The organism is Kribbella sp. ALI-6-A, assembly GCF_001984195.1.
Lineage (GTDB): Bacteria > Actinomycetota > Actinomycetes > Propionibacteriales > Kribbellaceae > Kribbella.
Map to the genome: position 1 here is coordinate 17,667 of NZ_MTQN01000007.1, position 23,920 is coordinate 41,586.

At 70.3% G+C, this 23,920-nt stretch carries 27 protein-coding genes; 16 read left to right on the top strand and 11 right to left on the bottom strand.

Going from position 1 to position 23,920, the window contains the following annotated elements:
• Nucleotides 1-28 precede the first annotated feature (28 nt).
• From BWI15_RS04100 to BWI15_RS04120, 5 genes are all read right to left on the bottom strand, one after another.
• Nucleotides 29-700: a GAF and ANTAR domain-containing protein gene (locus BWI15_RS04100; protein WP_077012940.1), complete on the bottom strand. Its 672-nt coding sequence runs from the start codon at nucleotides 698-700 to the stop codon at nucleotides 29-31.
• 395 nt (nucleotides 701-1,095) lie between these two features.
• Nucleotides 1,096-1,815 carry an ABC transporter permease gene (locus BWI15_RS04105; RefSeq protein ID WP_077012941.1) on the bottom strand — a complete coding sequence of 240 codons (720 nt, stop codon included), beginning with the start codon at nucleotides 1,813-1,815 and terminating at the stop codon, nucleotides 1,096-1,098.
• A complete protein-coding gene (locus tag BWI15_RS04110; protein WP_077012942.1) occupies nucleotides 1,815-2,729 on the bottom strand; it encodes an ABC transporter ATP-binding protein in 915 nt (304 codons plus the stop codon). The genes BWI15_RS04105 and BWI15_RS04110 overlap by 1 nt, the downstream gene beginning before the upstream one ends.
• The gene (locus tag BWI15_RS04115; protein ID WP_077012943.1) at nucleotides 2,726-3,631 is read right to left on the bottom strand and encodes an ABC transporter permease subunit; all 906 of its coding nucleotides are present in this window, start codon (nucleotides 3,629-3,631) and stop codon (nucleotides 2,726-2,728) included. Before BWI15_RS04115 ends, BWI15_RS04110 begins: the two co-directional genes overlap by 4 nt.
• Nucleotides 3,624-4,523 (bottom strand): ABC transporter ATP-binding protein, encoded by a 900-nt coding sequence (locus tag BWI15_RS04120; RefSeq protein WP_077012944.1) that lies wholly within the window; start codon nucleotides 4,521-4,523, stop codon nucleotides 3,624-3,626. The genes BWI15_RS04115 and BWI15_RS04120 overlap by 8 nt, the downstream gene beginning before the upstream one ends.
• 179 nt (nucleotides 4,524-4,702) lie before the next feature.
• Here BWI15_RS04120 and BWI15_RS04125 point away from each other — a divergent pair, with 179 nt between their 5' ends.
• The 3 genes from BWI15_RS04125 to BWI15_RS04135 all read left to right on the top strand — a co-directional run bounded on the left by BWI15_RS04125 (nucleotide 4,703) and on the right by BWI15_RS04135 (nucleotide 7,339).
• Nucleotides 4,703-5,596 (top strand): GNAT family N-acetyltransferase, encoded by an 894-nt coding sequence (locus BWI15_RS04125; protein ID WP_077012945.1) that lies wholly within the window; start codon nucleotides 4,703-4,705, stop codon nucleotides 5,594-5,596.
• A 128-nt stretch (nucleotides 5,597-5,724) separates the two neighbouring features.
• The gene (locus BWI15_RS04130) at nucleotides 5,725-6,609 is read left to right on the top strand and encodes a GNAT family N-acetyltransferase (protein ID WP_077012946.1); all 885 of its coding nucleotides are present in this window, start codon (nucleotides 5,725-5,727) and stop codon (nucleotides 6,607-6,609) included.
• Nucleotides 6,610-6,622: 13 nt separating this feature from the next.
• Entirely contained in the window at nucleotides 6,623-7,339 is a 717-nt protein-coding gene (locus BWI15_RS04135; RefSeq protein WP_202817569.1) for a peptidase E, read from the top strand.
• Here the strand turns inward: BWI15_RS04135 and BWI15_RS04140 are convergent.
• Nucleotides 7,325-7,780: a MaoC family dehydratase gene (locus BWI15_RS04140; RefSeq protein ID WP_077012947.1), complete on the bottom strand. Its 456-nt coding sequence runs from the start codon at nucleotides 7,778-7,780 to the stop codon at nucleotides 7,325-7,327. The genes BWI15_RS04135 and BWI15_RS04140 overlap by 15 nt on opposite strands.
• Nucleotides 7,781-7,795: 15 nt before the next feature.
• Nucleotides 7,796-8,554 (bottom strand): 3-oxoacyl-ACP reductase FabG, encoded by a 759-nt coding sequence (gene fabG / locus BWI15_RS04145; RefSeq protein ID WP_077012948.1) that lies wholly within the window; start codon nucleotides 8,552-8,554, stop codon nucleotides 7,796-7,798.
• 90 nt (nucleotides 8,555-8,644) lie between these two features.
• Between fabG and BWI15_RS04150 the strand changes: the two genes are divergently transcribed.
• From BWI15_RS04150 to BWI15_RS04165, 4 genes are read left to right on the top strand one after another with little or no spacing between them, the layout of a single operon-like run.
• On the top strand, nucleotides 8,645-9,067 hold the full coding sequence (locus BWI15_RS04150; protein WP_237771120.1) for an acyl-CoA thioesterase: 423 nt from the start codon (nucleotides 8,645-8,647) through the stop codon (nucleotides 9,065-9,067).
• Nucleotides 9,068-9,087: 20 nt separating this feature from the next.
• Nucleotides 9,088-9,480 carry an acyl-CoA thioesterase gene (locus tag BWI15_RS04155; protein ID WP_237771121.1) on the top strand — a complete coding sequence of 131 codons (393 nt, stop codon included), beginning with the start codon at nucleotides 9,088-9,090 and terminating at the stop codon, nucleotides 9,478-9,480.
• 14 nt (nucleotides 9,481-9,494) lie between these two features.
• On the top strand, nucleotides 9,495-9,914 hold the full coding sequence (locus tag BWI15_RS04160) for a globin (protein ID WP_077012950.1): 420 nt from the start codon (nucleotides 9,495-9,497) through the stop codon (nucleotides 9,912-9,914).
• Nucleotides 9,915-9,943: 29 nt separating this feature from the next.
• The gene (locus BWI15_RS04165; RefSeq protein ID WP_077012951.1) at nucleotides 9,944-10,372 is read left to right on the top strand and encodes an OsmC family protein; all 429 of its coding nucleotides are present in this window, start codon (nucleotides 9,944-9,946) and stop codon (nucleotides 10,370-10,372) included.
• A gap of 69 nt (nucleotides 10,373-10,441) precedes the next feature.
• On the opposite strand, the gene BWI15_RS04170 is transcribed toward BWI15_RS04165, so the two are convergent.
• Nucleotides 10,442-11,299, bottom strand: a complete 858-nt coding sequence (locus tag BWI15_RS04170; protein WP_077012952.1) for a mechanosensitive ion channel family protein — start codon at nucleotides 11,297-11,299, stop codon at nucleotides 10,442-10,444.
• A 67-nt stretch (nucleotides 11,300-11,366) separates the two neighbouring features.
• Here BWI15_RS04170 and BWI15_RS04175 point away from each other — a divergent pair, with 67 nt between their 5' ends.
• The 7 genes from BWI15_RS04175 to BWI15_RS04205 all read left to right on the top strand — a co-directional run bounded on the left by BWI15_RS04175 (nucleotide 11,367) and on the right by BWI15_RS04205 (nucleotide 17,650).
• Nucleotides 11,367-12,386, top strand: a complete 1,020-nt coding sequence (locus BWI15_RS04175) for a DUF2157 domain-containing protein (protein WP_077012953.1) — start codon at nucleotides 11,367-11,369, stop codon at nucleotides 12,384-12,386.
• Entirely contained in the window at nucleotides 12,383-13,324 is a 942-nt protein-coding gene (locus BWI15_RS04180) for an FAD-dependent oxidoreductase (protein WP_077012954.1), read from the top strand. Before BWI15_RS04175 ends, BWI15_RS04180 begins: the two co-directional genes overlap by 4 nt.
• 79 nt (nucleotides 13,325-13,403) lie before the next feature.
• A complete protein-coding gene (gene malQ / locus BWI15_RS04185) occupies nucleotides 13,404-15,521 on the top strand; it encodes a 4-alpha-glucanotransferase (RefSeq protein WP_077012955.1) in 2,118 nt (705 codons plus the stop codon).
• 132 nt (nucleotides 15,522-15,653) lie between these two features.
• Complete coding sequence (locus BWI15_RS04190; protein WP_077012956.1) at nucleotides 15,654-16,250, top strand: lytic polysaccharide monooxygenase auxiliary activity family 9 protein; 597 nt, start codon at nucleotides 15,654-15,656, stop codon at nucleotides 16,248-16,250.
• A gap of 98 nt (nucleotides 16,251-16,348) precedes the next feature.
• Entirely contained in the window at nucleotides 16,349-16,630 is a 282-nt protein-coding gene (gene ctaJ / locus BWI15_RS04195; RefSeq protein ID WP_077012957.1) for an aa3-type cytochrome oxidase subunit CtaJ, read from the top strand.
• Nucleotides 16,617-17,015 (top strand): DUF5130 family protein, encoded by a 399-nt coding sequence (locus BWI15_RS04200; protein ID WP_077012958.1) that lies wholly within the window; start codon nucleotides 16,617-16,619, stop codon nucleotides 17,013-17,015. Before ctaJ ends, BWI15_RS04200 begins: the two co-directional genes overlap by 14 nt.
• A gap of 41 nt (nucleotides 17,016-17,056) precedes the next feature.
• Complete coding sequence (locus tag BWI15_RS04205) at nucleotides 17,057-17,650, top strand: GNAT family N-acetyltransferase (RefSeq protein WP_077012959.1); 594 nt, start codon at nucleotides 17,057-17,059, stop codon at nucleotides 17,648-17,650.
• Here the strand turns inward: BWI15_RS04205 and BWI15_RS04210 are convergent.
• The 3 genes from BWI15_RS04210 to pepN form a co-directional block, all read right to left on the bottom strand.
• Nucleotides 17,640-18,665 carry a hypothetical protein gene (locus BWI15_RS04210; protein WP_077012960.1) on the bottom strand — a complete coding sequence of 342 codons (1,026 nt, stop codon included), beginning with the start codon at nucleotides 18,663-18,665 and terminating at the stop codon, nucleotides 17,640-17,642. The two genes, BWI15_RS04205 and BWI15_RS04210, sit on opposite strands and share 11 nt — an antisense overlap.
• Nucleotides 18,666-18,946: 281 nt before the next feature.
• Nucleotides 18,947-19,477 (bottom strand): hypothetical protein, encoded by a 531-nt coding sequence (locus tag BWI15_RS04215; protein WP_237771122.1) that lies wholly within the window; start codon nucleotides 19,475-19,477, stop codon nucleotides 18,947-18,949.
• 165 nt (nucleotides 19,478-19,642) lie between these two features.
• On the bottom strand, nucleotides 19,643-22,216 hold the full coding sequence (gene pepN, locus BWI15_RS04220) for an aminopeptidase N (RefSeq protein ID WP_077012962.1): 2,574 nt from the start codon (nucleotides 22,214-22,216) through the stop codon (nucleotides 19,643-19,645).
• Between the two features lie 107 nt (nucleotides 22,217-22,323).
• Between pepN and BWI15_RS04225 the strand changes: the two genes are divergently transcribed.
• Entirely contained in the window at nucleotides 22,324-22,926 is a 603-nt protein-coding gene (locus BWI15_RS04225; RefSeq protein ID WP_077012963.1) for a mycothiol-dependent nitroreductase Rv2466c family protein, read from the top strand.
• 147 nt (nucleotides 22,927-23,073) lie between these two features.
• Nucleotides 23,074-23,919 carry a hypothetical protein gene (locus tag BWI15_RS04230; RefSeq protein ID WP_237771123.1) on the top strand — a complete coding sequence of 282 codons (846 nt, stop codon included), beginning with the start codon at nucleotides 23,074-23,076 and terminating at the stop codon, nucleotides 23,917-23,919.
• The last annotated feature ends 1 nt before the right edge of the window (nucleotide 23,920 follow it).

A 23,920-nucleotide genomic window follows, 5' to 3' on the forward strand; every position in this document is an offset into this window, starting at 1 on the left:
TCCACTGATCGGCCCGCCCCGGCGTCCGCTACCGGGGAAGGCCCCCGGTCTCGATCACGTGGCGGGCGACCTCCCGCAGTCGCTGGTTGCGATGCTGGGAGTAGCGCTGCAGTACGCCGAACGCCTGGACGGCGGTGAGCTCGTAGCGCTCCATCAGCCGCCCGACCGCCTGACCGACCTCCTTGCGCGAGTCGACGGCTCGATGCAGGTCGGACTCGACCTGCGCCGAGCAGATCGCGATCGAGGCGTGCAGCGCGAGCAGGTGGGCTGCTTCGCGGTCGCCCTCGTTGAAGACGTACGGCTCCGAGGAGACCAGGTTCAAGGCCCCGCGGGTGGAGTGTCCCGTGGACAAGCGGATCGCCAGCGCGCTGCGGATGCCGCCGGCGGCGGCGGTCGGCGCCCACTCGGGCCAGCGGGTCTCGGTGGCGGTGTCCTCGACGAGCACGTCGTCGTGGTCCGTCATGGCCAGCAGGCTCGGGCCCTCGCCGAGGTCGATCTGGGACTGGTCCGCGGTGGTGATCAGCTCGTCGGTCGCGGCGAACGTCCGAGCGCTTTTGCGCTGCATCAGGAGCACGGACGCATGGTCGTAGTGCAGCGCTTCGACCGCGAACTCCAGCACCCGCTCCACCGTCGACAGCACGTCACCTTGGTTGTGCAGATCCATGGCGAGGTCGCCGAAGTCGTCAGCTCGGTCACTCATTCGTCAACTCCTCGCGCAGACCACCGGTGGAAATCGAACCCCGATCATGGCACGGCCGCGCGCGCTGTGTGCTCAACGCGTGCGACCTGAGCGGGGCGGTGGACTCGTGTCGAGGCAGTTGCCCTGGTGCGCCCGGTGCCCGTTGGTCGCGGCTCGCTGCGCGCGCGCCCAGCCGCAGGGAGAGGCGCGGAGTCGGGACATCGACGCGCCCCGCGACAGCGGGCGCCAGCACGCGCACTCAAGCGCGGCAGCGCGCACCGAAGCGGGCGGCAGCACGCGCACTCAAGCGGGGCAGCGCGCACCGAAGCGGGCGCCAGCACGCGCACCCAATGAAGGGGGTGGGTGGGAGCAGGCACCGTGCGAGCGTTAGCGAGCGGAGGCGCCCGCGTGGGGGATTACTCGGCGGTGGAGAGGACGAGCGATCGGAGCTTGGCGACGGCCAGGGTGAGGCCGCCGACCGTGACCACGACGAGGAGGATCGTGGCGATCGGAAGCTTGACCGCGGACTCCACCTGCGGAGCGTCGGTGAGCTTGCTGATCAGCGCGAGCGACCACTGCTGGACCGACAACACCTTCGCGCCGTCGACGTACTGGCCCATCACGCTTTCCCAGAGCAGGGAGTAGATCAGGCCCACCGTGACCGCGTTGCCGGAGAACACCGAAAGGGCGGTGAAGATCGCGACGTACGCGATACCGGCGACCAGAGAACCGATGCCGAAGGCAACTGCAGTCCGGACGTCCCCGGAGTCGAGCACGACACCCGCCAGCAGGATCGGCAGCGCGCCGAGCAGCAGGACCACGCCGATCGCGACGAAAGCCTTGGTGAGCACGATCGTGGAGCGTTTGATCGGCTTGCTGAGCAAATAGACGATCGAGCCGTCGTCGATCTCGGAGGCGATCGCGCCGGTGCCGGCGACCAGGGCGACGAGCGGCAGGATGACCGCGAGGCCGAGTTGCTGCAGCAGGGCGGGTTGCAGGCCGGTCTTGTCGTCGACGGTCAGCGCGAGTAGCACGCTGAGCGCGACGAAGACGCCGGGCAGGACGTAGAGCAGGAGACCGCGGCGGTGGCCGAAGAGCGTGGCCAGGGTGAGCCGGGCGATCGTGCGGGGGACCATCAACGCCTCCCGACGAGGTAGGAGAACACGCTCTCGAGGGACTCGTCGGTCGGCGAGACCTCGAGCAGCCGGATGCCGAGGTCGCGGGCGAGCGTGGGGACGAGCCGGCTGAAGCGTTCGAAGTCGACCACCCGGACCTGCAGCGCCGCGGCGTCGAGGTCGGCGCCGGTTGTCGACGGGTCGCCGATCAGCGCGGCGGCGAGCCGGCGGTTGTCGCTGGAGCGCAGCCGGTACAGCATCGGGCGGTCGGTCATCAGCGTGCGGATCGCGCGGTAGTCGCCGGAGGCCGCGTGCCGCCCGGACACGACCACCTCGATGTGGGTGGCGACCTGCTGCACCTCCTCCAGGATGTGCGAGCTGAACAGCACCGTGCGGCCGTCGCTGCCCATCTTGCGCAGCAGTTCCATCAGGTGCAGCCGTTGCCGCGGGTCCATGCCGTTGAAGGGTTCGTCGAGCAGCAGCACCGCCGGCTCGTGCACGAGCGCGGCGGCCATCTTGATCCGCTGCTTCATGCCCTTCGAGTACGTCGCGATGCGGCGCCCGGCCGCGTCCTCCATCGCCACGGTCGCGATGGCCGCGCTCGCGGCGTCGCCCGGCTGCGACAGGCCGTGCAGCTCGGCGTTCGCCCGGACGAAGTCACCGCCGGTCAGCGTGTCGTAGACCGCTTCGGTCTCCGGCACGAGGCCGATCTGCGAGTAGGCCTGCTCGTTGCGCCACACCGGTACGCCGTCCAGCGTGACGGCGCCGACCGACGGCGGCAGGAAGCCCGCCATCATCGTGATCAGCGTGGACTTGCCGGCGCCGTTCGGTCCCAGCAGGCCGGTGACGCCCGGGCCGATCGTCATCGTCACGTCGTTGACCGCGACGACGTTGCCGTACCAGCGGGAGACCTTGTCGATCTGGATCACGCTCACCCGTGGGCCACCTTCGCGTACCGGCGGTTCAGGCCCCAGACGCACAGGCCGACGATCACCAGGTAGACCCCGAGAAACACCAGGCCCTGCGTGGTGGTCGGCATCCAGCCGTCGCTGTCGTCGCGGAACAGGAACGTGCCGAGCGTGCGGGACAGCGTGAACGGCGAACCCAGGTTGGCGAATCGGGCCGCCGTGCTGTCCATGGTCTGGTCGGGGTCGAGGATCGCGGTGGTGGTGATGGTCGCGGTGAACGACACGATCAGCACGGTGATGATCGCCGCGACGGCGAAGCCCCGGCGCGGGGTCGCGGCCGCGATCAGGCCGCCGATCGACGCGAGCAGGATCGACAGCAGCAGCCCACCCGCGAGCCCGACGGCGAACTCCTTCGTCATGTCGGTGACGTCGAACTTCGCCAGCAGCGCCCCGACGTACAGGATGAACAGCGGGATGCCGATCAGGATCAGCAGCGCGATCACCAGGGCGCCGAGCTTGGCCAGCGCATAGTCCGTACGACGTGGCGGCCGGGCCAGGTACAGCACGATCGAGCCGTAGCGCAGGTCGCGGGAGAACAGCTGCGGCGCCTGCGAGGCGAGGTAGAGCGCGATCACCGGCTGCAGGAAGAAAACGTAGTGGGCCGGGATGATCGGCGGGCTGTCGAGCTTCATCGCGACCTCGATGCCGACGATGATCGCGACCGGGACCACCATCACCGCGAGCAGCAGGATCGGCATCACCTTGGACTTGCCGGACCGGCCGAGTCCGTAGGCGTGCCGGACGCTGGCGACCAGCAGAGCCTGGGTGATCGCGAACCGGCCGAGCCGCGGGCCCTCGTAGTGCCGGTAGCCGATGTCGTGGATGACGCCGGTCCGCGGGTTCTGCTGCGGCGCGAACTGCTCAGACACTGAAGACCTCTTCCAGCCGATGCCGGTGCGGTTCGACCCGGACCAGACCCAGCCCGAGCTCGGCGACGGTGTCGCGGACCAGGTCGTAGGTCGCGTCGCCGGTGATCTCCACCAGCACCAACGGCCCTTCGGCTCGGGCCCGCGCACCCGCGTGAGCCAGCGCGGCTCCGAGCCGGTCACGGCCGCTCAGGTCGCGCACCTCCACAGCCAGTACGCCGGTCTCGCCGGTCAGCGCGGCCTTCGACTCCGAGCGGAGCAGGCGGCCGCCGTCCAGAACGACGATGTGGTCGCAGACGGACTCCAGCTCACCGAGCAGGTGCGACGTGATCAGGACCGGGATGCCGAACTCGGTGCCGATCCGCCGGACCAGCGCGAGCATCTCGTCGCGGCCGGCCGGGTCGAGGCCGTTGGTCGGTTCGTCCAGCAGGACGAGCTTCGGATCGTGTGTCAGCGCCTGCGCCAGCTTGACCCGCTGCTTCATACCGGTCGAGTAACCGCCCATCGGCCGGTAGCGAGCCTCGTCCAGTCCGACGTGCCGCAGGACGTCGGCCGCGCGTTCGCGGGCCGCCGTGGCGGGCAGCCCGGACATCTGGCCGAGGTGGACGACGAACTCGGTCGCGGAGACGTCGGGCGGCAGGCAGTCGTGCTCGGGCATGTAGCCGACCAGCGCCCGGACCGCCTCGCCACCGGTGACCACGTCGTGTCCCAGCACGATGGCACTTCCGGCGGTCGGGGCGATCAGTCCGAGCAGGATCTTCAGCAGGGTCGACTTGCCGGCACCATTGGCTCCGACCAGTCCGGTCACGCCGGACCCCACCTCGACGGTCAGCTCGTCCAGTGCCGTCACACGGGGGTAGCGCTTGGTCAGCGCAGTGGTCGCGATCACAGGCACCCGCCAACCTTAGGGCATGTCTGCCGATTCCCCGCCTACTGCCGAGCACCTGCTCGCTACGGCGGGGAATCGGCAGACATGCCCTAGTGGTAGACCGGCTCGCCGCAGAATCGTGAGCCGTTGCGGTCGCGTCCCAAAACCGTTGGCCGGGCGAGTGGGCCGCTGGTTACCGTTCGCGGATGGACATCAGACCAGCTCGGCCGGACGACGCCGAGGCGATTTCGGCGGTGCGCTGGGACGTCTTCCCGTACTCGGTGATGTCGGCCGCGACCGTCCGGCACGATCTCGACACCGTGGTGGACGAGCAGCGTGCGCTCAAGCTGGTCGCGGAGGTCGACGGCCGGGTTGTAGCGTTCGGCTCGACCGGACTCAACACCTGGACGAGTGAACCGGGCCAGGCCTGGCTGACGCTGTACGTGCATCCGGACCATCGCCTCCGCGGCATCGGCGCGGCGCTGGTCGAGCGGCTGCACGACCATCTCGCCGGGATCGGCGCCGTTCGGGTGCGGACCTTCGCCACCCGGACCGGAGTCGATTTCGCCAAGCGGCGTGGGTACGACGGCTCGCGGCAGATGCACTACGCCGGGATCGACCTGCGGCAGCCGTTGCCGGAGCAGCCGCCCACGCCGGACGGCATCCAGCTGGTCGGCCTCGACCAGGTGACCGCGCGGCAGGCGTACGAGGCCGACACGATCGCGAGCCGGGACGAGCCGGGCGATTCGCCGATCGACGCCGTCGACTTCGACGAGTGGGTGCGGGAGATCTGGCAGGCGCCCGGGCTGAACAAGGCGCTCTCGGTCGCGGCGATGGCCGGCGACGAGATGGTGTCGTTCCATGCGGTCGAGACGGCCGGGGACCGGGCCTGGGCGGGCATGACCGGCACGCTGCCGGCGTACCGGGGGCGGGGGCTGGCGAAGCTGGTGAAGTCGGTCGCGTTGCGGCGCGCGGCGGCCGCCGGAATCACCGGGGCGTTCACCTCGAACGACGACGAGAACGGTCCGATGCTTGCCGTGAACAACTGGCTCGGCTACCGCCGGGTGGAGACGCAGACAGGGCTGCTTCGCCCGCTGTGACGCTCATGCGGCGGGGTACCGGTGGCGGCGTTCACGCACCGGAGTCTGTTGGGCTGTTGACACCGGTCCAGTCCTGATCGACCCGGTGCAGCGATATCTTCCGCAGTACTTCGGTGGAAGGAGTTCCGATGGAGATCAGGCCACCTGTTCCCGCCGACGCCGAGTCGGCGCTGGCGCTGCACGATCTCGTCGCGCCGTTCCTGGCGATCACCGGAGGAGGACTTCGCCGCCTGGCCGGCGCGCGGTCCGGGCCCGGCGGCACCGTCCTCGCCGCAGTCGAGGACGGGCAGGTGATCGGCTGGTTGACCACGGCCCTGATCTCCGGCTCGGACCCGCTGGACGGGCAACTCCGGCTGATGGTGCACCCGGACCACCGCCTGCGTGGGGTCGGCACGCGGCTGCTGGAGATCGCCCACGAACGGTTGAAGGAAGCCGGCGCCGTGAGCGCGCGAGTGTTCGCGGAGCCGGCGTCGGTCGAGTGGGCGTCGCGGTGGGGTTACCGCGAGACCCGGCGGGTCCACTACGTGAGCATGGCGCCCGCCGACGCGCCGGCGCTGCCACCGGTGCCGGACGGGATGCGGCTGGTGCCACTGAATGAACTGGATCCCCGGCAGCTGTACGACGCGGAGCAGATCGCGCAGCGCACCAAGCCGGGCGACGCGAAGATCGTCGGCCAGCCGTACGAGACCTGGCTGAAGTCGATCTGGAACTCACCCGGGATCGTGCTCGACCTGAGCATGGCGCTGCTCGACGGGGACCGCGTCGCCGGTTTCACCCTCGGCAACGGCGACCACGAGAAGATCTGGACCCAGATGACCGCGACCCTGCCGGAGTACCGTGGGCGCGGCCTCGCCAAGCTGGTCAAGTGCGCGGCGCTGCACCGGCCCGCCGAAGCCGGCGTCGTGCGCATGTACACCGCCAACTACGACGGCAACGCCCCGATGATCGCGGTCAACGAATGGCTCGGCTACCAGCGCACCGCGACGCACGCCGTCCTGATCTGTCCGCTCTGACCGAAGGAGTTCCTTGCCTGGCTCACAGATCTTCGCCCTGGGCGGAGGCGGCTTCTCGATGGAGCCGGACAACCCGTTGCTCGACGACCACCTGCTGTCCCTGACCGGCGTGACCGGCCGCCTGCCCCGGGTCTGCTTCGTGCCGACCGCGAGCGGCGATTCCCCCGGCTACGTCGAGCGGTTCCTCGACGCGTTCTCGCCGGACCGGGCGGAGGCGTCGGTGCTGTCCTTGTTCACCCGGACGGTGACGGACCTGGACGCGTTCGTACGGAGTCAGGACGTCGTGTACGTCGGCGGCGGCAACACCGCGAACCTGCTGGCGGTGTGGCGGGTGCATGGACTCGACCGGGTGCTGAAGGACGCGTACGACGACGGCGTCGTCCTGGCCGGGATCAGCGCCGGGATGAACTGCTGGTTCGAGGCGTCGGTGACCGACTCGTTCGACGCGAACGGGTGCGACCCGTTGCCCGACGGGCTCGGGCTGCTCGCGGGAAGTGGCTGCCCGCACTACGACGGCGAGGAGCTGCGGCGCGGGACCTACCTCGACCTGGTCCGCGGTGGGTTCCCGGACGGCTACGCGGCCGAGGACGGAGTCGGGCTGCACTTCCGGGACGGGGAGCTGGTCGACGTCGTGACGTCTCGTCCCGGCGCCGCCGCGTACGGCGTACGGGCGGCGGACGGGGACGTGGTCGAGGAGCGGCTGGCGGCCCGGTTCCTAGGGGACCAGTAGGACGACGGTCTCCGCGACGCAGGCCGGCTTGGTGGAGTTCTCCAGCTCGATGACCCACTGCAGCGAGACCTGAACGCCGGCCGGGGTTTCCTGCGCGCCGGCGATCGACGCGCCTGCCCGGATCCGCGAGCCGACCGGGACCGGCGTCGGGAAGCGGACCTTGTTGACGCCGTAGTTGAGCTTGGCGGTGACGCCCTCGACCGAGAACAGCTCTTCGCCGAAGCGCGCGATCAGGCTGAGGGTGAGATAGCCGTGCGCGATCGTTCCGCCGTACGGGCCGGTCGCCGCGCGCTCGACGTCGACGTGGATCCACTGGTGGTCACCGGTCGCCTCGGCGAACTGGTTCACCTGCTGCTGGGTGATCTCCAGCCACGCGGTCTCGCCGAGCTGGGTGCCGACCGCGCCGACGACCTCGTCGACTCCGGTGAAGGTGCGGGTCATCTCGGGTCTCCAGCCTCAGTTGCGGGGTCCGCCGGCGACGTACAGCACCTGGCCGGAGACGAAGCCGGCTTCCTCGCTGCAGAAGAACGACGCGGCGGCCGCGATGTCCTCGGGCTTGCCCGTCCGGTTCACCGGGATGGTGGCGGCGGTGGCCTTCTTGAACTCCTCGAAGTCGACGCCGACCCGCGCCGCGGTGGCCGCGGTCATGTCGGTCTCGATGAAGCCCGGCGCGATCGCGTTCGCGGTGATACCGAACTTGCCCAGCTCGATCGCCAGCGTCTTGGCCAGGCCCTGCAGGCCGGCCTTCGCCGAGGCGTAGTTGGCCTGGCCGCGGTTGCCCAGCGCCGACGTCGACGACAGGAACACCATCCGGCCGTAGCCTGCCTCGACCATGTGCGCCTGGCAGGCCTTCGACATCAGGAAGCTGCCGCGCAGGTGCACCGACATCACGGTGTCCCAGTCGTCCTCGGACATCTTGAACAGCAGGTTGTCGCGCAGTACGCCGGCGTTGTTGACCAGGATCGTCGGGGCGCCGAGCTCGGCCACCACCCGCTCGACCGCCGCGGTCACCTGGTCGGACTTGCTGACGTCGCAGCCGACCGCGAGGGCCTTGCCGCCCGCGCCGGTGATCGCGTCGACGGTGCCGGCGCAGGCCGCCTCGTCCAGGTCCAGCACGGCGACCGCGTTGCCGTCGGCCGCGAGCCGCTGCGCCACGGCGGCGCCGATTCCCCGGGCCGCCCCGGTCACGATCGCCACCCGCTGCTGCTCGCTCATCGCACCTACTCCTGAGTTCGGTTTGGTTTCCGGGATGACATTACCCACGTTGCGCCGAACTGGCCGTGGTCCGGATGGGATGATCCTCGTGTGGATCATCACAACCGGCACGTCTACCACTGCCCGTTGCGCTGGGGGGACATGGACGCGCTCGGCCACGTGAACAACGGCCGGTACGTCGACTACCTGCAGGACGCCCGGGTCGACTTTTTGTTCCGGACCGCCAAGGAGCTCGGGGCCGACGACCTGGAGACCGGGCTGCTGGTCGCGCGGCACGAGGTGCAGTACCGGGCACCGCTGCGGTTCCGCCCGGAACCGGTCCGGATCGAGTTGTGGATCTCCGAGATCAAGGCGGCGTCGTTCACCGTCGACTACGAGATCCTGGACGTCGAGCCGTACACGTCCTACGTCCAGGCACGGACCCGGCTGGTCCCGTTCGACTTCGCCGCGAACCGGCTGCGCCGGATCACGCCGATCGAGCGCGAGGCATTGTCGAAGTTGGTGGGCGAGTGAAGTTCAGTCATCCCGTATTGGTGCGGTGGTCGGACATCGACTCCTACGACCACGTCAACAACGTGCGGTACTTCGACTATCTGCAGGAGGCGCGGATCGCGTTCCTGGCCGGGGTGTTCGGGGTCGGCGCGGACGAGTTCTTCGGGCGGTCGCCGGTGGTGCTGGTCAGCCAGACCGTCGACTATCTGCGGCCGATCGTGCTGCGGCATCCGCCGTACGCCGTCGAGGTCTGGGTGTCCGCGATCGGCACGTCGTCGTACACGCTGCAGTCGCAGATCGTGGACGCCGCGGAGGGACTGACCTACTGCAAGGCGACCTCCGTCCTGGTCGCCGTGACCGCGGACACGCATGCCAAACGGCCGCTCGACGAGACCGAACGGGCAGCCCTCGAGCAGCACGTTGCGGTGGGTTGAGACACTGGATACCGATGAGTGAGCCACAGAGTTTCTACGACGCCGTCGGCGGGGCCGAGACGTTCCGCCGGCTGATCGCGGCGTTCTACCGCGGCGTCGCGGCCGACCCGGTCCTGCGCCCGATGTACCCGGAGGAGGACCTCGGCCCGGCCGAGGACCGGTTCCGGATGTTCCTGGAGCAGTACTGGGGCGGGCCGAAGATCTACTCCGAGCAGCGCGGGCACCCCCGGCTGCGGATGCGGCACAACCCGTTCGCCGTCACCCCGAGCGCGCGGGACCGCTGGCTCGGCCACATGCGGGCCGCCCTCGACGAGATCGCGCTGCCGCCGGATCGCGACGAGGAGATCTGGAAGTACATGGTGATGGCGGCGCACAGCATGGTGAACACCGACGAACCGCAGTACCCCGGCGCGATCGACGTGTCCGGAAGCTGATCGATCCTCTCGAAGGAGAAACCACGAGTATGGCAACCACTCGCACCGCCAAGGCCCACTGGGAAGGCTCGCTGATGGAGGGCGCCGGTCAGGTCGCGCTCACGTCGTCCGGCATCGGGACCTACGACGTTTCGTGGGCCTCCCGGGCGAACGAGGCCAACGGCAAGACCAGCCCCGAGGAACTGATCGCGGCGGCGCACTCGACCTGCTTCTCGATGGCCCTGTCGCACGCGCTGGCCGGCGCCGGCCACGCGCCGGAGTCGATCGACACCACCGCGGACGTCACCTTCCAGCCCGGCGAGGGCATCACCGGCATCGTGCTCTCGGTCAACGGCAAGGTGCCCGGCCTGACCGCCGAGCAGTTCGCCGAGTTCGCCGAGGACGCCAAGAAGAACTGCCCGGTCTCGCAGGCACTGACCGGTACGACGATCACGCTGGACGTCACCTTCGCGGCCTGACGTTCCCAGTACGCCGAACGGCGCCGGCCCCTGTGGGGGTTCGGCGCCGTTCGAGGTTTGTGGGTGGTGTCAGTCGACCGGCACGTGCCCGTCGGCCGGGCGGGACTGGGCCGGCTCGGAAGCGGCGGTCGAGGTCGCGGCGGCGGAGGCGGAGGTTGAGCCGGACGACGAGGTGGCCGGCTCGGCGGGGGCCTCGACCGGCTGGAGCCCGTCCTCCTTCTCGGCGGCCGAGCCGACGCCGGTGGGGCCGCCGGCCGGGTCGCGGTTGGTCATGTTGCCGATCCGCAGGACCTCGCCGTTGCGCACGTACCAGATCGTGCCGTCCTCGCCGCGCAGGCGGGTGACGCGCAGGCCGACGGCCTCGACGACGCCGGTGGCCTTCTCCATGTCGATCAGGTCGCCGACGCCGTACTGGTCCTCGAAGATCATGAAGATGCCGGCCAGGAAGTCCTTGACCAGCGTCTGGGCGCCGAAGCCGAGCGCGACACCGATGATGCTCGCCGACGCGACCACCGGCAGGATGTTGAAGCCGAGCTCGGCCAGCACCATCACGACCGTGACGGCGGTCAGCACGATGGTCACCGCGCTGCACAGCAGCGAGGCGATGGTCTCCGCGCGCTGGGCCCGGCGCTCGTTGGCCAGCGTGTTCTCGACGAACCCCTGGCCGATCTTCGACTTGGCCAGGACTCCGGCCACGGCGCCGTTGCCGGTCCGCCGGGCGAAGCGCCGGATCGCCTTGTGCAGCAGCCAGCGCAGCACGAAGAAGGCCAGGATCAGCCCGGCGATCCTGGCCGGGACCATGACGATCTGGTCGGTCACTTCGAGCCGGCCGTCGTTGCCGCGGCGGAAGAACGTCGGGAACTGCTCCGGCAGGGAAAGCAGGGGGTGACTGAGCAGGGACACGGGGTGACTGAGCAGAATAGGCATCTCGCCGCCCTACTGTAGTGACACCGCCTGAGTTCACCGAACCACCCGCGAGGAGGAACGACGGTCTATGCCGAGCAGGCTGGATGACGAACTCAAGCGCCTGGTGAGTGCCGGAGTGCTGCGCCAGTACCAGGCGGACGCGCTCCGTGACGCGGCGGACGCGGACCGCGCTCGAGCAGCCTCCAGTCCCGGTGCGCTTCCTGTGCCGGAGCCTTCGTCGGCCAAGTCCAAGCAAGAAGCCAAAGCCGTCCAGCCACGCCCCGATCCGCCGCACAGCTCAGCGCTGATGGAGGTGCTCGGCTACATCGGCGGCGCGCTGCTGCTCGGTGCGGTTGCTCTCCTGACGGTGGCCAACTGGGGTGAGATGGGTCGTGCCGCCCGCATCACCACCGGCACCAGCGCGGCTGTGATCCTCCTGGCCGCCGCCGTCGTGCTCGCGCTGTTCCGCCGCCGCGAACAGCTCAGCTCCGCGCTGGCCTCGCTCGGCTGCTGCGTCGCCGGCTTCGCCACGTACGTCGCGATCGAGGGCGAGGCGGGCCGGATCGCCGGTGTCGCCGTCGCGCTCGCACTGGCCGTGGTCGGGATCTGGTGGTTGCGGGGATCGTCCTTGCTGGTGGCGATGTTCGGGATCCTCGCTGTCGGTGTGCTGGTGATCACCTCCGACGTCCTGACACCGGACGAGAGCGTGCACACCAACAGCGCGGGCATCGCCGGCACCGGGTTCATCCTGGTCGCCTTCGTGCTGGCCATGGTCGGTCTGGTGCGCGACCAGGTGACGTCGTGGTCGCTGGCCGGCGCGGCGATGTTCAGCTCGTCCATCTGCTGGCTGATCCAGGACCGCGGCGAGGTGATGGCGCTCGCCGTCGGTACGGCAGGCCCGGCCGCGCTACTGGTCGCCTACGGCCGAGTGCACGCGTCGGCGTACGCGGTGGTCGGCTGCGCGATCCTGCTGGTCATCTGGCCGACCGCGCTCTACCAGCTCACCGGAAACGTCGCCGGTGTGGCCATCGGCCTGGTGATCGCCAGCGCGGGCCTGCTGGTCGCCGTACTGGTGCTGTCTCGTCGTCAGCGGAGGACTCCCGCGTGAGAGTCGTGGTGCTCGGCGCAGGCATCAGCGGCCTGTCCACCGCGCTCGTGCTGCGTGAGCGCGGCGAGGACGTCGTCGTGGTGAGCGCCGACGCGACCGAGGCGACCACCTCCCACCTGGCGGCGGCGATCTGGTTCCCCACCTCGGCAGGGCCGGCCGACAAGGTCGCCGCCTGGGGCAGTACGACGTACGACGTGCTCGCGGCCGAAGCGGAGCGTGGCATGCCCGGTGTCGTGATGCGGGAGTCGCTCGTGGTCTACCGCGACGAGCCGGGCCCCCAGCCCTGGACCGATGCGGTCGGTGAGGTGCGGGCAGCTCGACCCGACGAGCTCCCCGCCGGCTACTCCCACGGGCTGCGCTTCGCCGTCCCCCTGGTCGAGATGCCGACCTACCTGCCGCGGCTCCACCAGCGCTACCTGGACACCGGCGGCCAGCACGTCGTACGCCGGGTCGCTGCCCTCACCGACCTGCTCGACCTGGCCCCCGACGTGATCGTCAATTGCGCCGGTCTCGCCGCCGGGCGACTGGTCGGCGACAGTACGACGTACCCGATCCGCGGCCAGATCGTCCGGGTGCGCAATCCCGGGCTCACGCTGTCCGTGCGCGACGAGCACCACCCGGGCGGCCGGGCCTACGTCCACCCGCGCACCGACGACTGCATCCTCGGCGGCACGCTGGACCAGGGCGTCTGGGACACCACTGTCGACGATGCGACCACTGCCGCGATCGTGGCGCGCTGCGCGGACCTGGTTCCCGCACTGGCCGACGCGGAGGTCATCGAGGCGCTGGTGGGTCTGCGCCCGGGCCGGCCCGAGGTCCGGCTGGAGCGGGACGAGCAGCTCGTTCCCGGCGTACCGGTCGTGCACAACTACGGCCATGGTGGCAGTGGCATCACTCTGGGCTGGGGATGCGCTCAGGAGGCGGCGGCACTCGTTTGACCTGATGCAGCGCAGGTTTGTGCGCCACGCGGCGCGCTGCGTTCTGCTCCAGGGCCGGAGATACGGCAGACTCGCACGCGTGACTGCTCCCACTCCGGCCCTTGTCGAGCTAGCGGTCGCCCATGGCGTGGCGACGGAGTACTGGGACTGGCGAGGCAAACATGTGCAGGTCTCCCGCGAGGTCGTGTCGGCTGTGCTCGCCGCACTCGGTGTGGACGCGTCGACACCGGCCAAGGCCGCCGATGCGCTCGCCGAGCACCAGCTGAACCGCTGGCGCCGCGTGCTGCCCGCCACGGTGGTGATGCGCGAGGGCTGGACGCCCTGGTTCCCGGTGCACCTGCCGCACGGCTCCACCGTCGAGGTGTGGCTGGACCTGGAGGACGGCGGCCAGCGCCGCGACGTCCCGCAGCAGGCGAAGTGGGTCGAGCCGGAGTGGGTCGACGGCGTACAGATCGGCGAGGCGACGTTCCAGCTGCCGGGTGACCTGCCGCTCGGCTACCACCAGCTCTGCGCCCGGATCGGCAGCAGTCCGGAGGTCCACACCGGGACGGTGATCGTCACGCCGCAGCGACTCGAGCCGCAGAAGCTGGAGCGCACCTGGGGCTGGGTGCTGCAGCTTTACTCGGTCCGCTCGCGCCGGTCGTGGGGGATCGGTGACCTGCACGACCTGGCCGACCTCGCCGCCTGGTCGGCCGGCGACCTGGGCGCCGGGTTCGTGCTGATCAATCCGCTGCACGCCGCCGAGACGGCCGGGCGGATGGAGCCTTCGCCGTACCTGCCGGCCTCGCGGCGCTTCGCGAACCCGATCTACCTGCGGATCGAGGACATCGAGGAGTACGGCGACCTGGCGCCGGCCGAGCGGGACCGGGTGCGCGTCCTCGGGCTGCAGAGCAGGGCGCTGAACGAGGACGCCGACGCGATCGACCGGGACACTGTCTGGGCCGCGAAGCGGGAAGCCCTGCAACTGCTGTTCGGCGTCCGGCCCTCGATCGGCCGGATCGCGGAGTACGGCAAGTACTGCGACCGCGAGGGCCAGGGCCTGATCGACTTCGCCACCTGGGCGGCGATCGCCGATGTGCACGGACCCGAGTGGAGCAAGTGGCCGGAGGAGCTGCGCGACCCGGCCGCGCCGGCCGTTGTTGCCTTCCGCAACGACAATCCCGACGCGGTGGAGTTCCATTGCTGGCTGCAGTGGCAGCTCGACGAGCAGCTCGCCCGGACCCAGGCCCGGGCGAAGAACGCCGGCATGCAGCTCGGCGTCGTGCACGACCTCGCTGTCGGCGTACACCCGGACGGCGCCGACGCGTGGGCGCTGCAGAACGTGCTCGCGACCGGCATCCACGTCGGTGCTCCGCCGGACGCCTTCAACCAGCAGGGCCAGGACTGGTCCCAGCCGCCCTGGCGCCCCGACGCCCTGGCCGAGACCGGGTACGCCGCGTGGCGTGAGCTGGTCCGCGCTCAGCTGCGGCACGGCGGCGGCCTGCGGATCGACCACATCCTCGGCATGTTCCGGCTGTGGTGGGTGACCTCGGACGAGAGCCCGAACGAAGGCACGTACGTGCGCTACGACCACGAAGCGCTGATCGGCATCCTCGTGCTGGAGGCCGCGCGGGCCGGTGTCGTCGTGGTGGGGGAGGACCTCGGCACGGTCGAGCCGTGGGTTCGCGACTACCTCACCGAGCGCGGTGTGCTCGGCACGTCGGTGCTCTGGTTCGAGCGGGACGCCGACGGCAAGCCGCTGGCGCCGGAGCTGTGGCGTGAGCTCTGCCTGGCGACGGTGACGACCCATGACCTGCCGCCGACCGCCGGGTACCTCGCCGGTGACCACGTCGAGCTGCGCGACCGACTGGGCCTACTGGCCCGGCCGGTGGCCGAGGAGCTCGCCGTCGACGAGGCGGATCGGGACGCCTGGCTGGCTGCGCTGCGCGAGCGCCACCTGCTGTCCGGCCACGAAGGTGAGGTCGAGCGGATCGTCGAGGCGCTGCACCGGTACGTCGCGCACACGCCGGCCAAGCTCATCGGCGTCGCGCTGGCCGACGCCGTCGGCGAGCGCCGGACGCAGAACCAGCCGGGCACCACCGACGAGTACCCGAACTGGCGGGTCCCGCTGGGCGGGCCCGACGGACTGCCGGTCCTGATCGAGGACCTGCCCAACAACACCCGCCTGCGCCGCCTGATCGGCGTACTGGGGCACTAGTTCGCAACTTTCCGTCAGCAGCTGCTCACGAACCGTTGACAATAGATTTGAACGGTTGTTATCTATTGCCCACGAAGGCGCCTTCCTTTTTCCGTACCGCCCCCCTTGAACGGAAACCGAAGGAGTGTCCGCATGAAGCGAGCACGCAGGATCAGCCTGGCCGGAATCGCGATCGGCGCGATGGCACTGACCGCCGTCACCGCGGTGCCGACCGCCTACGGGCACGGCTACACGACCTCACCGACCAGCCGGGCCAAGCACTGCGCCAACGGCACCGTCACCAACTGCGGCCAGATCCAGTGGGAACCGCAGAGCACCGAGGGGCCGAAGGGCTTCCCGAACGCCGGTCCCGCCGACGGCAAGCTCTGTTCGGCCGGCATCGCCGCGTTCTCCCAGCTGGACGACCAGCGTGGTGGCGCCTGGCCGACGACCCAGCTCAACTCCGGCTCGTTCCACACGTTCAGCTGGACGCTGACCGCCGCCCACGCGACGACGGACTTCAAGTACTACATCACCAAGCAGGGCTGGAACCAGAACGCTCCGCTGACCCGCTCGGCGCTGGAGCTGACGCCGTTCCTGACCGTACCGTTCAACGGAGCCCGGCCGGGCTTCCAGGTCTCGCACTCCGGCCAGCTGCCGAACCGGAGCGGCCGGCACATGATCCTCGCCGTCTGGACCATCGCCGACACCGCGAACGCCTTCTACCAGTGCTCGGACGTCCGGTTCTGAGCCGTCACCGATCCAGGCACTCCTCGGAACCTTCCGCCCCGGGGTTTCGAGGAGTGCCGGTCGCGGCCCGACGATCGTGATGGCCTAGGCTTCGGACCGTGATCTCTCTGCTCTCCGGCCACACCCTGCTGGTGTTCGTCGGCATCCCGGCGCTGGTCATCGCGGTGGTGACCCTGCTGGTCTTCGCGTCCTCGATCGCGCGCGGCCCGCGGTACCGTCCGGGACTGTCCTGGTGGGCCCCGCCGGTGTGGATCAACGGTCCGGCGACGACCAAGCCGGACCCGGCCAACCTGCCCGAGCTCCCGGCCGGCAGCACCCCGACCGCGACCGCCGCGCGCGGCGTCGCCCGTTCGACCGGAGGCGCAAGTGCCAGCTGGTGACGCTTTCACCCACGACCAGCTGCTCGACATCGAGCGCGCGGTCCGGCACGCCGAGGCGGCCTCCGGCCTGCACTTCTCGGTGTACGTCGGCGGCGCCGACTCCGAGACCCGGCCGTTCGCGGTCGAGCTGCTGAACGAGCTGCCCGACCCCGACCGCTCCGTGCTGGTGTACGTCGACCCGGCCGGCCGCCGGCTGGAGATCGTCACCGGCGCGACCGCCAAGCGGCAGCTGTCCGACCACTCGGCCGGACTGGCCGCGCTGGCCATGCAGACGTCGTTCGCCGCGGGCGACCTGACCGGCGGTCTGGTCACCGGTGTCCAGCAGCTCGGCGACCACGCGCACCAGGCGCCGCTGCTGCACGCGAACGAGCCGCACCAGCAGTAAACGGTTCGGCGATCGCGGCTCCGCTCGGGTAAAAAGCTCCGGTGACCACTCCACGCCTCAAGCCGACCGAACTGAAGGCCGGCGACCTTTTGCTGCGCCCGTTCCTGCCCGCGGACGAGCCGGCGATCGCCGTCGCGCTGACCGATCCCCAGATCCTTCGCTGGACGGCCGGCAACGCGGTGGTCCAGCTGCCGGCCGCACAGCGCGCCAAGGGCTGGCTGGAGCCGCGGCTGCGAGCCTGGACGCTCGGCAACGCGGTGTTCGCGGTCGCCGATCTCGCGTCGGGGGACCTGCTCGGCTCGGTGACGCTACGGGACGTTCACCGCGTCCCTGACCAGGCGGTGGCGGCGTACTGGGTGACCCCGGCGGCACGCGGTCGCCGGGTGGCGGCCCGCGCGCTGGACGCGGCGGCGCGATGGGCGTTCGGTCCGCAGTCCGCCGACGGCCTCGGCCTGCACCGGATCTCGCTCGACCACGCGCTGGTCAACGAGGGGTCCTGCCGGGTCGCGACCGCCGCCGGCTTCCAGCTCGAAGGCGTGATGCGCGAGTACTACGTCGAGCTCTCCGGCCGGCGGCACGACTCACACCTGCATGCCCGGCTCGCCACCGACCCGGGCCTGCAGGTCAGGGCCTGACGGCGGGTTCGTAGCTCGGGCAGGCGTTGTTCGCGTGCACCTTCTGGACCTTCGGTGAGCTGCAGGCGTTCACCGCTGCCGCCGAGGACGTCGCCGGACCGAGGTAGACGATCCAGGTGTCGGTCATCGGATCCCCGCCGGCGTCCGCGAGGCCGGGGTACTGGCCGCTGGCGCGCAGTGCCCGCGCCGGTACGCCGGAGTTGATCAGCTTGCCGGCCAGGCTCTTCGCGAGCTGGTCGGCGGCCATGCCGGCGTCGGTCGGGTAGGTGTCGAGCACGACGATCCACTGACCGGCGCGGAACGTCGGCGACTCCGGTCCGGTGTTCGGCGTCGTCGAGGTGGTCGTCGACGTCTCCGAGCTGGGGACGGCCGGTTTGCGGCCGTTCTTCGCCGTACTGGGTGCGGCCGGGGCCGGGTCGTTGCCGCCGGGAGCGGACGGGGCCACGGAGTCCCGGCTGGTGCCGGTGCCGCTGCCTGCTTCGGGCGACGAGCCGTTGGTGAGGACGAACGCCAGCGTGCCGATCACCGCCGTGACGGCGACGACCGCGGCGCCGACAGCGGCGTGCGAGCGCTTCGGCCGGCCGTCCTGGCCGCCGGTCCCGCGCCGTCCGTTGCGGCCACCGCCGTGGTCACCGGAAGAGCCGGTGGCGGTGGCAGGAGCACGGTCCCGCGGCGCGGCGCTCCGGCGGCCGCCGGTGGAGCTGGTCCGGGTGTCCCGCTGGGCCCGCGAACCACGAGCGCTGTGGGCACCGTCGGTCGGCGGGTAGTACGCGTAGTCGTGCGGAAGCTGCTCCACGCCGTACGACGTCGCGTGCGCCGCGGCGACGTGCCGGGAGGGTTCGGTGTCGATCAGCTCGTCGAACGGCGCCGGAGCGATCCGGTCGGTCGGCAGCTGGCGCCGCGCCGGTTCGGCGGCCGGTGCGGGCGCGAACGACGCACCCGCGGCGGCGGCCAGATCGGCAGCCGGACCCGACCAGAGGTCGGTGGGCGGATTCCGGTGGTCCAGAGGTGTCACGGCAAAGGTCCTCCCCAAGTTCCTTCCCGTCGGATTTCCGGATCAGCTTATGCCTGACCGACCGGTAAATGAGTAGTTCTCACATGCCAGAAATCTCCTTTCTGCACAGGCGATCGCCGTCCGGAACCGGTTCCTGACCGACTGGTGACAATCAATCGTTTGACGGTCGCATTTCGCGCACGCGTCGATACTGTCCGGATTCGCCAATGGATGGTTGGCGATCACTGCGACCGGCAGGCGGACGGAAATTCATTCACCGGACCGGGAGATATTCGGCGCCCTCAGGTGCCGGACGGGATGCCGTCGAGCTTCGGCGCCGGGCGGGTGTCGAGGGCGTCGTCGAGCCAGCTCTCGACGTCCACCTCGGCGTTCAGGATGTGGTGCACGTACGACGACCGCTCGTGGGTGAGCACTTCCAGCTCCCACACCGACGGAGCGACGCCGGTCGGGGCCGGGCGCAGGTCGTCGACTTCCAGGCCGCTGAACAGGCTGAGCCGGGACTGGAAGTCCTTCGCCCAGCTCTGCACGACCAGGGAGACGCCCTCGTCGCCGAGGTGCAGTACGACGACGCCGAGCCCGAGCGCGCCCATCGCGTCGTCGAACTCGAGCTGCCGGGCCGCGGTGACCCGGGCCGACGCGACCATCTCGTCGTCCCAGGAGCGGCCGCGCGCGGTGACGACGTACGGCTTGACCAGGCGGTTCGGGAACCGCCACGGCATCAACGAGGTGACCGGCCGGGGGCGGTAGGCCTCGGCCAGACCGGTCAGAGCAACTGCAGCTGCACCAGCAAGGGCGGGATCAGGGGAAGCCACCGGCCTAGTCTCCTGCATGCTCGGGCGATCCCCATCCTGGCCCCTGACGCCGTTTGGTGGGTTAACCCCTCAAATGGCCCGTTGGCCCACCGAAATCCGGTGGACCAACGGGCCAGCTCGCGGGTCAACCCATGAAATGGCCCCCAAGGGTGCGGGGAGTGGAGGTCAGGCCTCGGCGTCGCGGCGCTGGGCGGCCAGCGCGCGGGCCAGGTCGGCGCGGGCCTCGCCGACGTAGCGCAGGGTCGGTGCGTCGATCGACTCCGCCTCCGTGTCCAGCCAGCTGCTCAGGGCGTCCAGCGTGGACGGCTCCGGCAGGTTGCGCGGCGACAGGTAGACCAGGACGTTCTCGCCCATCGACGAGCCGAGCCGGGTGTAGACGTCCTTGGCCGCGGACAGGTACTTGCCGACGTACGGGCGCAGCAGCTCCTCCTGCCCCGGCTGCTGGAAGCCCAGGATGGTCCGGAACTGCGTCTCGTTCGGGGTGTCCTCGGACTCCACCGCGATCCGCCAGGCCTCTTCCTTCGCCTCGGCGGTCGGCCGGGCGGCCCGGGCCTGCGCGGCCCGCTCCTGCCCGGTGATGGTGGTGTCGCGGGTCAGCTCGGCGTCGATCCCGTCGGCGTCGATCCGGCCGAGCCGGGCCAGCGCGACGATCAGCGTCCAGCGCAGGTCGGTGTCGACCACCAGACCGGACGGCAGGTCCTCGCCGTCCAGCCAGCGCGCCAGCCGGTCCGCGCCGGCGTCGGAGAACACTCCGGCGATGTAGGCCCGGGCGAACGCGAGCTGGTGGTCGCTTCCGGCCTCGGCCCCAGCGACCAGCCCGGCCAGCGCTTCCTCGTACTGCGCCCGCAGGCCGGCCCGGTTCTCCGGTGCGGCGTAGAGGTTGATCGCGGTGGACGCCTGGTTCAGCAGGGACCGGACGCCGGTCAGGTCGGTCTCGGCGCGGATCCCCTTGAGCACGATCTCGACGTACTGGGAGGCCGGCATCTCGGCGTCGCGGGTCATGTCCCAGGTGGCGCCCCAGGCCAGCGCCCGCGGCAGCGACTCGGACAGCTGGTCGATCGACTCGACCAGCGTCGCCCGGGACCGCTCGTCGAGCCGGATCTTGGCGTAGGTGAGGTCGTCGTCGTTCAGCAGGACGAGGTCCGGCTGGGTGGCGCCGACCAGCTCGGCCAGCTCGGTCCGGGGGCCGTCGATGTCGACCTCGAACCGCTCGGTGCGGACCAGGCCCGCGTCCGTGCGCCGGTAGAGCCCGACCGCGAGCCGGTGCGGGCGCAGGACCGGGAAGTCCTCGGCCGCCGTCTGCTCGATCGCGAACGACGTGAAGGAGCCGTTGCCGTCGACCTCGAAGTCGGCGCGCAGCGTGTTGACCCCGGCGGTGCGCAGCCAGCGCTCGGTCCAGTCGTCCAGGTCGCGCCCGGACGCCTTCTCCAGCGGCTTCAGCAGGTCGGTCAGCTCGGTGTTGCCGAACGCGTGATCGGCGAAGTACTCCTTCAGCGCGGTGACGAAGGTGTCCTCGCCGACGAACGCGACCAGCTGGCGCAGCGTCGAGGCGCCCTTGGCGTAGGTGATGCCGTCGAAGTTCACCTCGACCGCGTGGAAGTCGACCATGTCGGCGGCGATCGGGTGCGTCGAGGGCAGCTGGTCCTGCCGGTAGGCCCAGGTCTTGCGGGCGTTGCAGAACGTCGTCCAGGCGTCGGCGTACTTGGTCGTCGCGGTCGCCTGGGCCCAGTGGCTGGCCCACTCGGCGAACGACTCGTTCAGCCACAGGTCGTCCCACCAGGTCATCGTGACCAGGTCGCCGAACCACATGTGCGCGAGCTCGTGCAGCACGGTGTTCGCGCGGCTCTCCAGCTCGGCGTGGGTGGTCCGGCTGCGGAAGATGTACTCGTCGCGCAGCGTCACGCAGCCGGCGTTCTCCATCGCGCCCATGTTGTACTCCGGCACGAACGCCTGGTCGTATTTGCCGAACGGGTACGGCGTACCGAACGCGCGCTCGAACAGCTCGAAGCCCTGCTTGGTCACCTCGAACAGGTCCTCGGTGTCCAGGTGGTCGGCCAGCGACGGCCGGCACAGCAGCGACAGCGGGTAGGTGCCGTTCGGGCCTTCGTAGACGTCGGTGACGACGTGGTACGGACCGGCCACGACCGCGGTGATGTACGTCGAGATCGGCACCGTCGGGGCGAACTCCCAACGGGCCAGCTCCTCGCCGTTCTCCCCGGCGTACGGGGTGGGCTCGGGGGTGGCCGCGTTGGAGATGACCACCCAGCGGGCCGGCGCGGAGACGGTGAAGGTGAACGGGGCCTTGAGGTCGGGCTGCTCGAAGGTGGTGAAGACCCGGCGCGCGTCCGGGACCTCGAACTGGGTGTAGAGGTAGGTCTCCTTGTCGGCCGGGTCGACCGAGCGGTGCAGCCCTTCGCCGGTGCGCGAGTAGATGCAGTCGGCGACGACGCGCAGCTCGTTGCGCTCCTGCAGGCCGTCGAGCTGGATCCGGGCGCCGTCGTACACGGTGTCCGGATCGAGCGAGCGGCCGTTCAGGGTGATCTCCCGGACGCTCGCCGCGATCAGGTCGGCGAACGTGCTCGCGCCGTTCTCGGCGCCGAAGGTGAGCGTGGTGGTCGACGCGAACGTCGGCGCCCCACTCGCGGCGGTGCTCAGGTCGAGCTCGATCGCATAGCTCACGTCACGGAGCAGTCCGGCGCGGGTGCGCGCTTCGTCGCGCGTCAGGTTGGTTCCAGGCATATCGGCATCCTATGCACCTGACTGTTGACTTACGCGCGGGTTTCCCCCCGACATCGCAGGACATCTCCCGTCCGACCCGATTTCGTTCAAGTTTGTATTGTTGAACCATGACTGCCCCCGCCGATTTCTGGTTCGACCCGGCCTGTCCCTGGGCCTGGATGACGTCTCGCTGGATGCTCGAGGTCGAGCAGGTCCGGGACGTGAAGACGACCTGGCACGTGATGAGCCTGGCCGTCCTGAACGAGGAGCGTGAAGAGCACGACGAGAACTGGCAGCGCAAGCTCGGCATCGTCCGCGTCCTGATCGCCGCCGAGCAGGCGCACGGCAACGAGGTGCTGCTGCCGCTCTACACCGCGCTCGGTGAGCGGATCCACGTCCAGGGCCGCGGCATCCGCGGATCCGAGGGTGACGTGCTGGCCGAGGCGCTCGACGAGGTCGGCCTGCCCGCGGCGCTGCTCGAGGCCGCTGACACCGACCGGTACGACGACGCGCTGCGCAAGTCCCACCACGCCGGCATGGACCTGGTCGGCATGGAGGTCGGTACGCCGGTGATCTCGGTCGAGGGCGTCGCCTTCTTCGGCCCGGTCGTCACCCCGGCGCCCAAGGGCGAGGCGGCCGGCAAGCTGTGGGACGGCGTCCGCCTGGTCGCCGGGACCGAGGGCTTCTTCGAGCTCAAGCGCACCCGCGACCGCGGGCCGGTCTTCGACTGACGCCCCCGTGATCTCAGGGCCGGCCCACCCGACGCGGTGGGCCGGTCCTTCGCTGTTCCGGTCCGGTACTTGTTGCGGTCTGGTCGACAAGGGTTGAACGTTCCACTGTCAGGCGCGAAGGTTACTCACCAAGGACTTCCGTCGACGGTGAGTAGGTTCCCTGTGTTGCCTCTGCGTGGTGAGCTGTCCGCGGTCCTGCCGGCGAGTTCGGTGGCGGTGCCGCCGGGCGTGACGGCCGGAGTCACTGTCTTCGACCGGCACAGCGGCCGGATCACCGAGCAGCTCCACCCGGACCTGCGGTTCCGGTCGGCCTCGGTGGTGAAGCTGCTGATCGCGCTCGACCTCCTGTGGGACCGCGGACCGGCGTACGAGCTGACGCTGGCCGACCGGACCCGGCTGGAGGTGATGCTGCGCAGCAGCGACGACGACGCGGCCAGCCACTACTGGGACGAACTCGGCGGCGGCGACATCGTCGACCGGATGGTCGCGCGGCTGGGTCTGACCCACACCACCCGCCCGCCGGCGACGCATCCGGGCTTCTGGGGTTACGTCGCGATCACGCCGGCCGACACGGTTCGCATCTACCTGTACCTGCTGGAGCACGCGCCGGCGCCGGTCCGCGAGCTGGTGATGGACCACCTGCACCACGCGACCCGCAACGGCACCGACGGGTTCGACCAGTACTTCGGGATCGCGTCGGTGTTCGAGGGTGATTTCGCCATCAAGCAGGGCTGGTCGGGGTTCGCCGGATCGAGCGGCTTCGGCTCGGACCGGGCCAAGCCGGACGCGGCCGGGATCGACCTGACCAGCGAGGCGCTGCACACCACCGGCACGGTCGGACCGGGAGACCGGACGATCGTGGCCGTCTACACGCTGCACCCGGCCGGAACGGCGTACGAGCAGGCCTACGCCGACGTCACCCGGCTGGTCGGGACACTGAATATCCCGGGCGGAACCCCCGCGGCGGAGCTCCCCGGCGTTTCGGGCCGCTGAC

Bases quoted from the DNA above. Each gene is read 5' to 3' on its own strand.
- BWI15_RS04190 (WP_077012956.1), top strand. From the start codon at position 15,654: ATGAAGCGAGCACGCAGGATCAGCCTGGCCGGAATCGCGATCGGCGCG.
- BWI15_RS04160 (WP_077012950.1), top strand. From the start codon at position 9,495: ATGAGTGAGCCACAGAGTTTCTACGACGCCGTCGGCGGGGCCGAGACG.
- BWI15_RS04225 (WP_077012963.1), top strand. From the start codon at position 22,324: ATGACTGCCCCCGCCGATTTCTGGTTCGACCCGGCCTGTCCCTGGGCC.
- BWI15_RS04130 (WP_077012946.1), top strand. From the start codon at position 5,725: ATGGAGATCAGGCCACCTGTTCCCGCCGACGCCGAGTCGGCGCTGGCG.
- BWI15_RS04175 (WP_077012953.1), top strand. From the start codon at position 11,367: ATGCCGAGCAGGCTGGATGACGAACTCAAGCGCCTGGTGAGTGCCGGA.
- fabG (WP_077012948.1), bottom strand. From the start codon at position 8,554: ATGAGCGAGCAGCAGCGGGTGGCGATCGTGACCGGGGCGGCCCGGGGA.
- BWI15_RS04100 (WP_077012940.1), bottom strand. From the start codon at position 700: ATGAGTGACCGAGCTGACGACTTCGGCGACCTCGCCATGGATCTGCAC.
- BWI15_RS04165 (WP_077012951.1), top strand. From the start codon at position 9,944: ATGGCAACCACTCGCACCGCCAAGGCCCACTGGGAAGGCTCGCTGATG.
- BWI15_RS04125 (WP_077012945.1), top strand. From the start codon at position 4,703: ATGGACATCAGACCAGCTCGGCCGGACGACGCCGAGGCGATTTCGGCG.
- BWI15_RS04170 (WP_077012952.1), bottom strand. From the start codon at position 11,299: ATGCCTATTCTGCTCAGTCACCCCGTGTCCCTGCTCAGTCACCCCCTG.
- BWI15_RS04105 (WP_077012941.1), bottom strand. From the start codon at position 1,815: ATGGTCCCCCGCACGATCGCCCGGCTCACCCTGGCCACGCTCTTCGGC.
- pepN (WP_077012962.1), bottom strand. From the start codon at position 22,216: ATGCCTGGAACCAACCTGACGCGCGACGAAGCGCGCACCCGCGCCGGA.
- BWI15_RS04140 (WP_077012947.1), bottom strand. From the start codon at position 7,780: ATGACCCGCACCTTCACCGGAGTCGACGAGGTCGTCGGCGCGGTCGGC.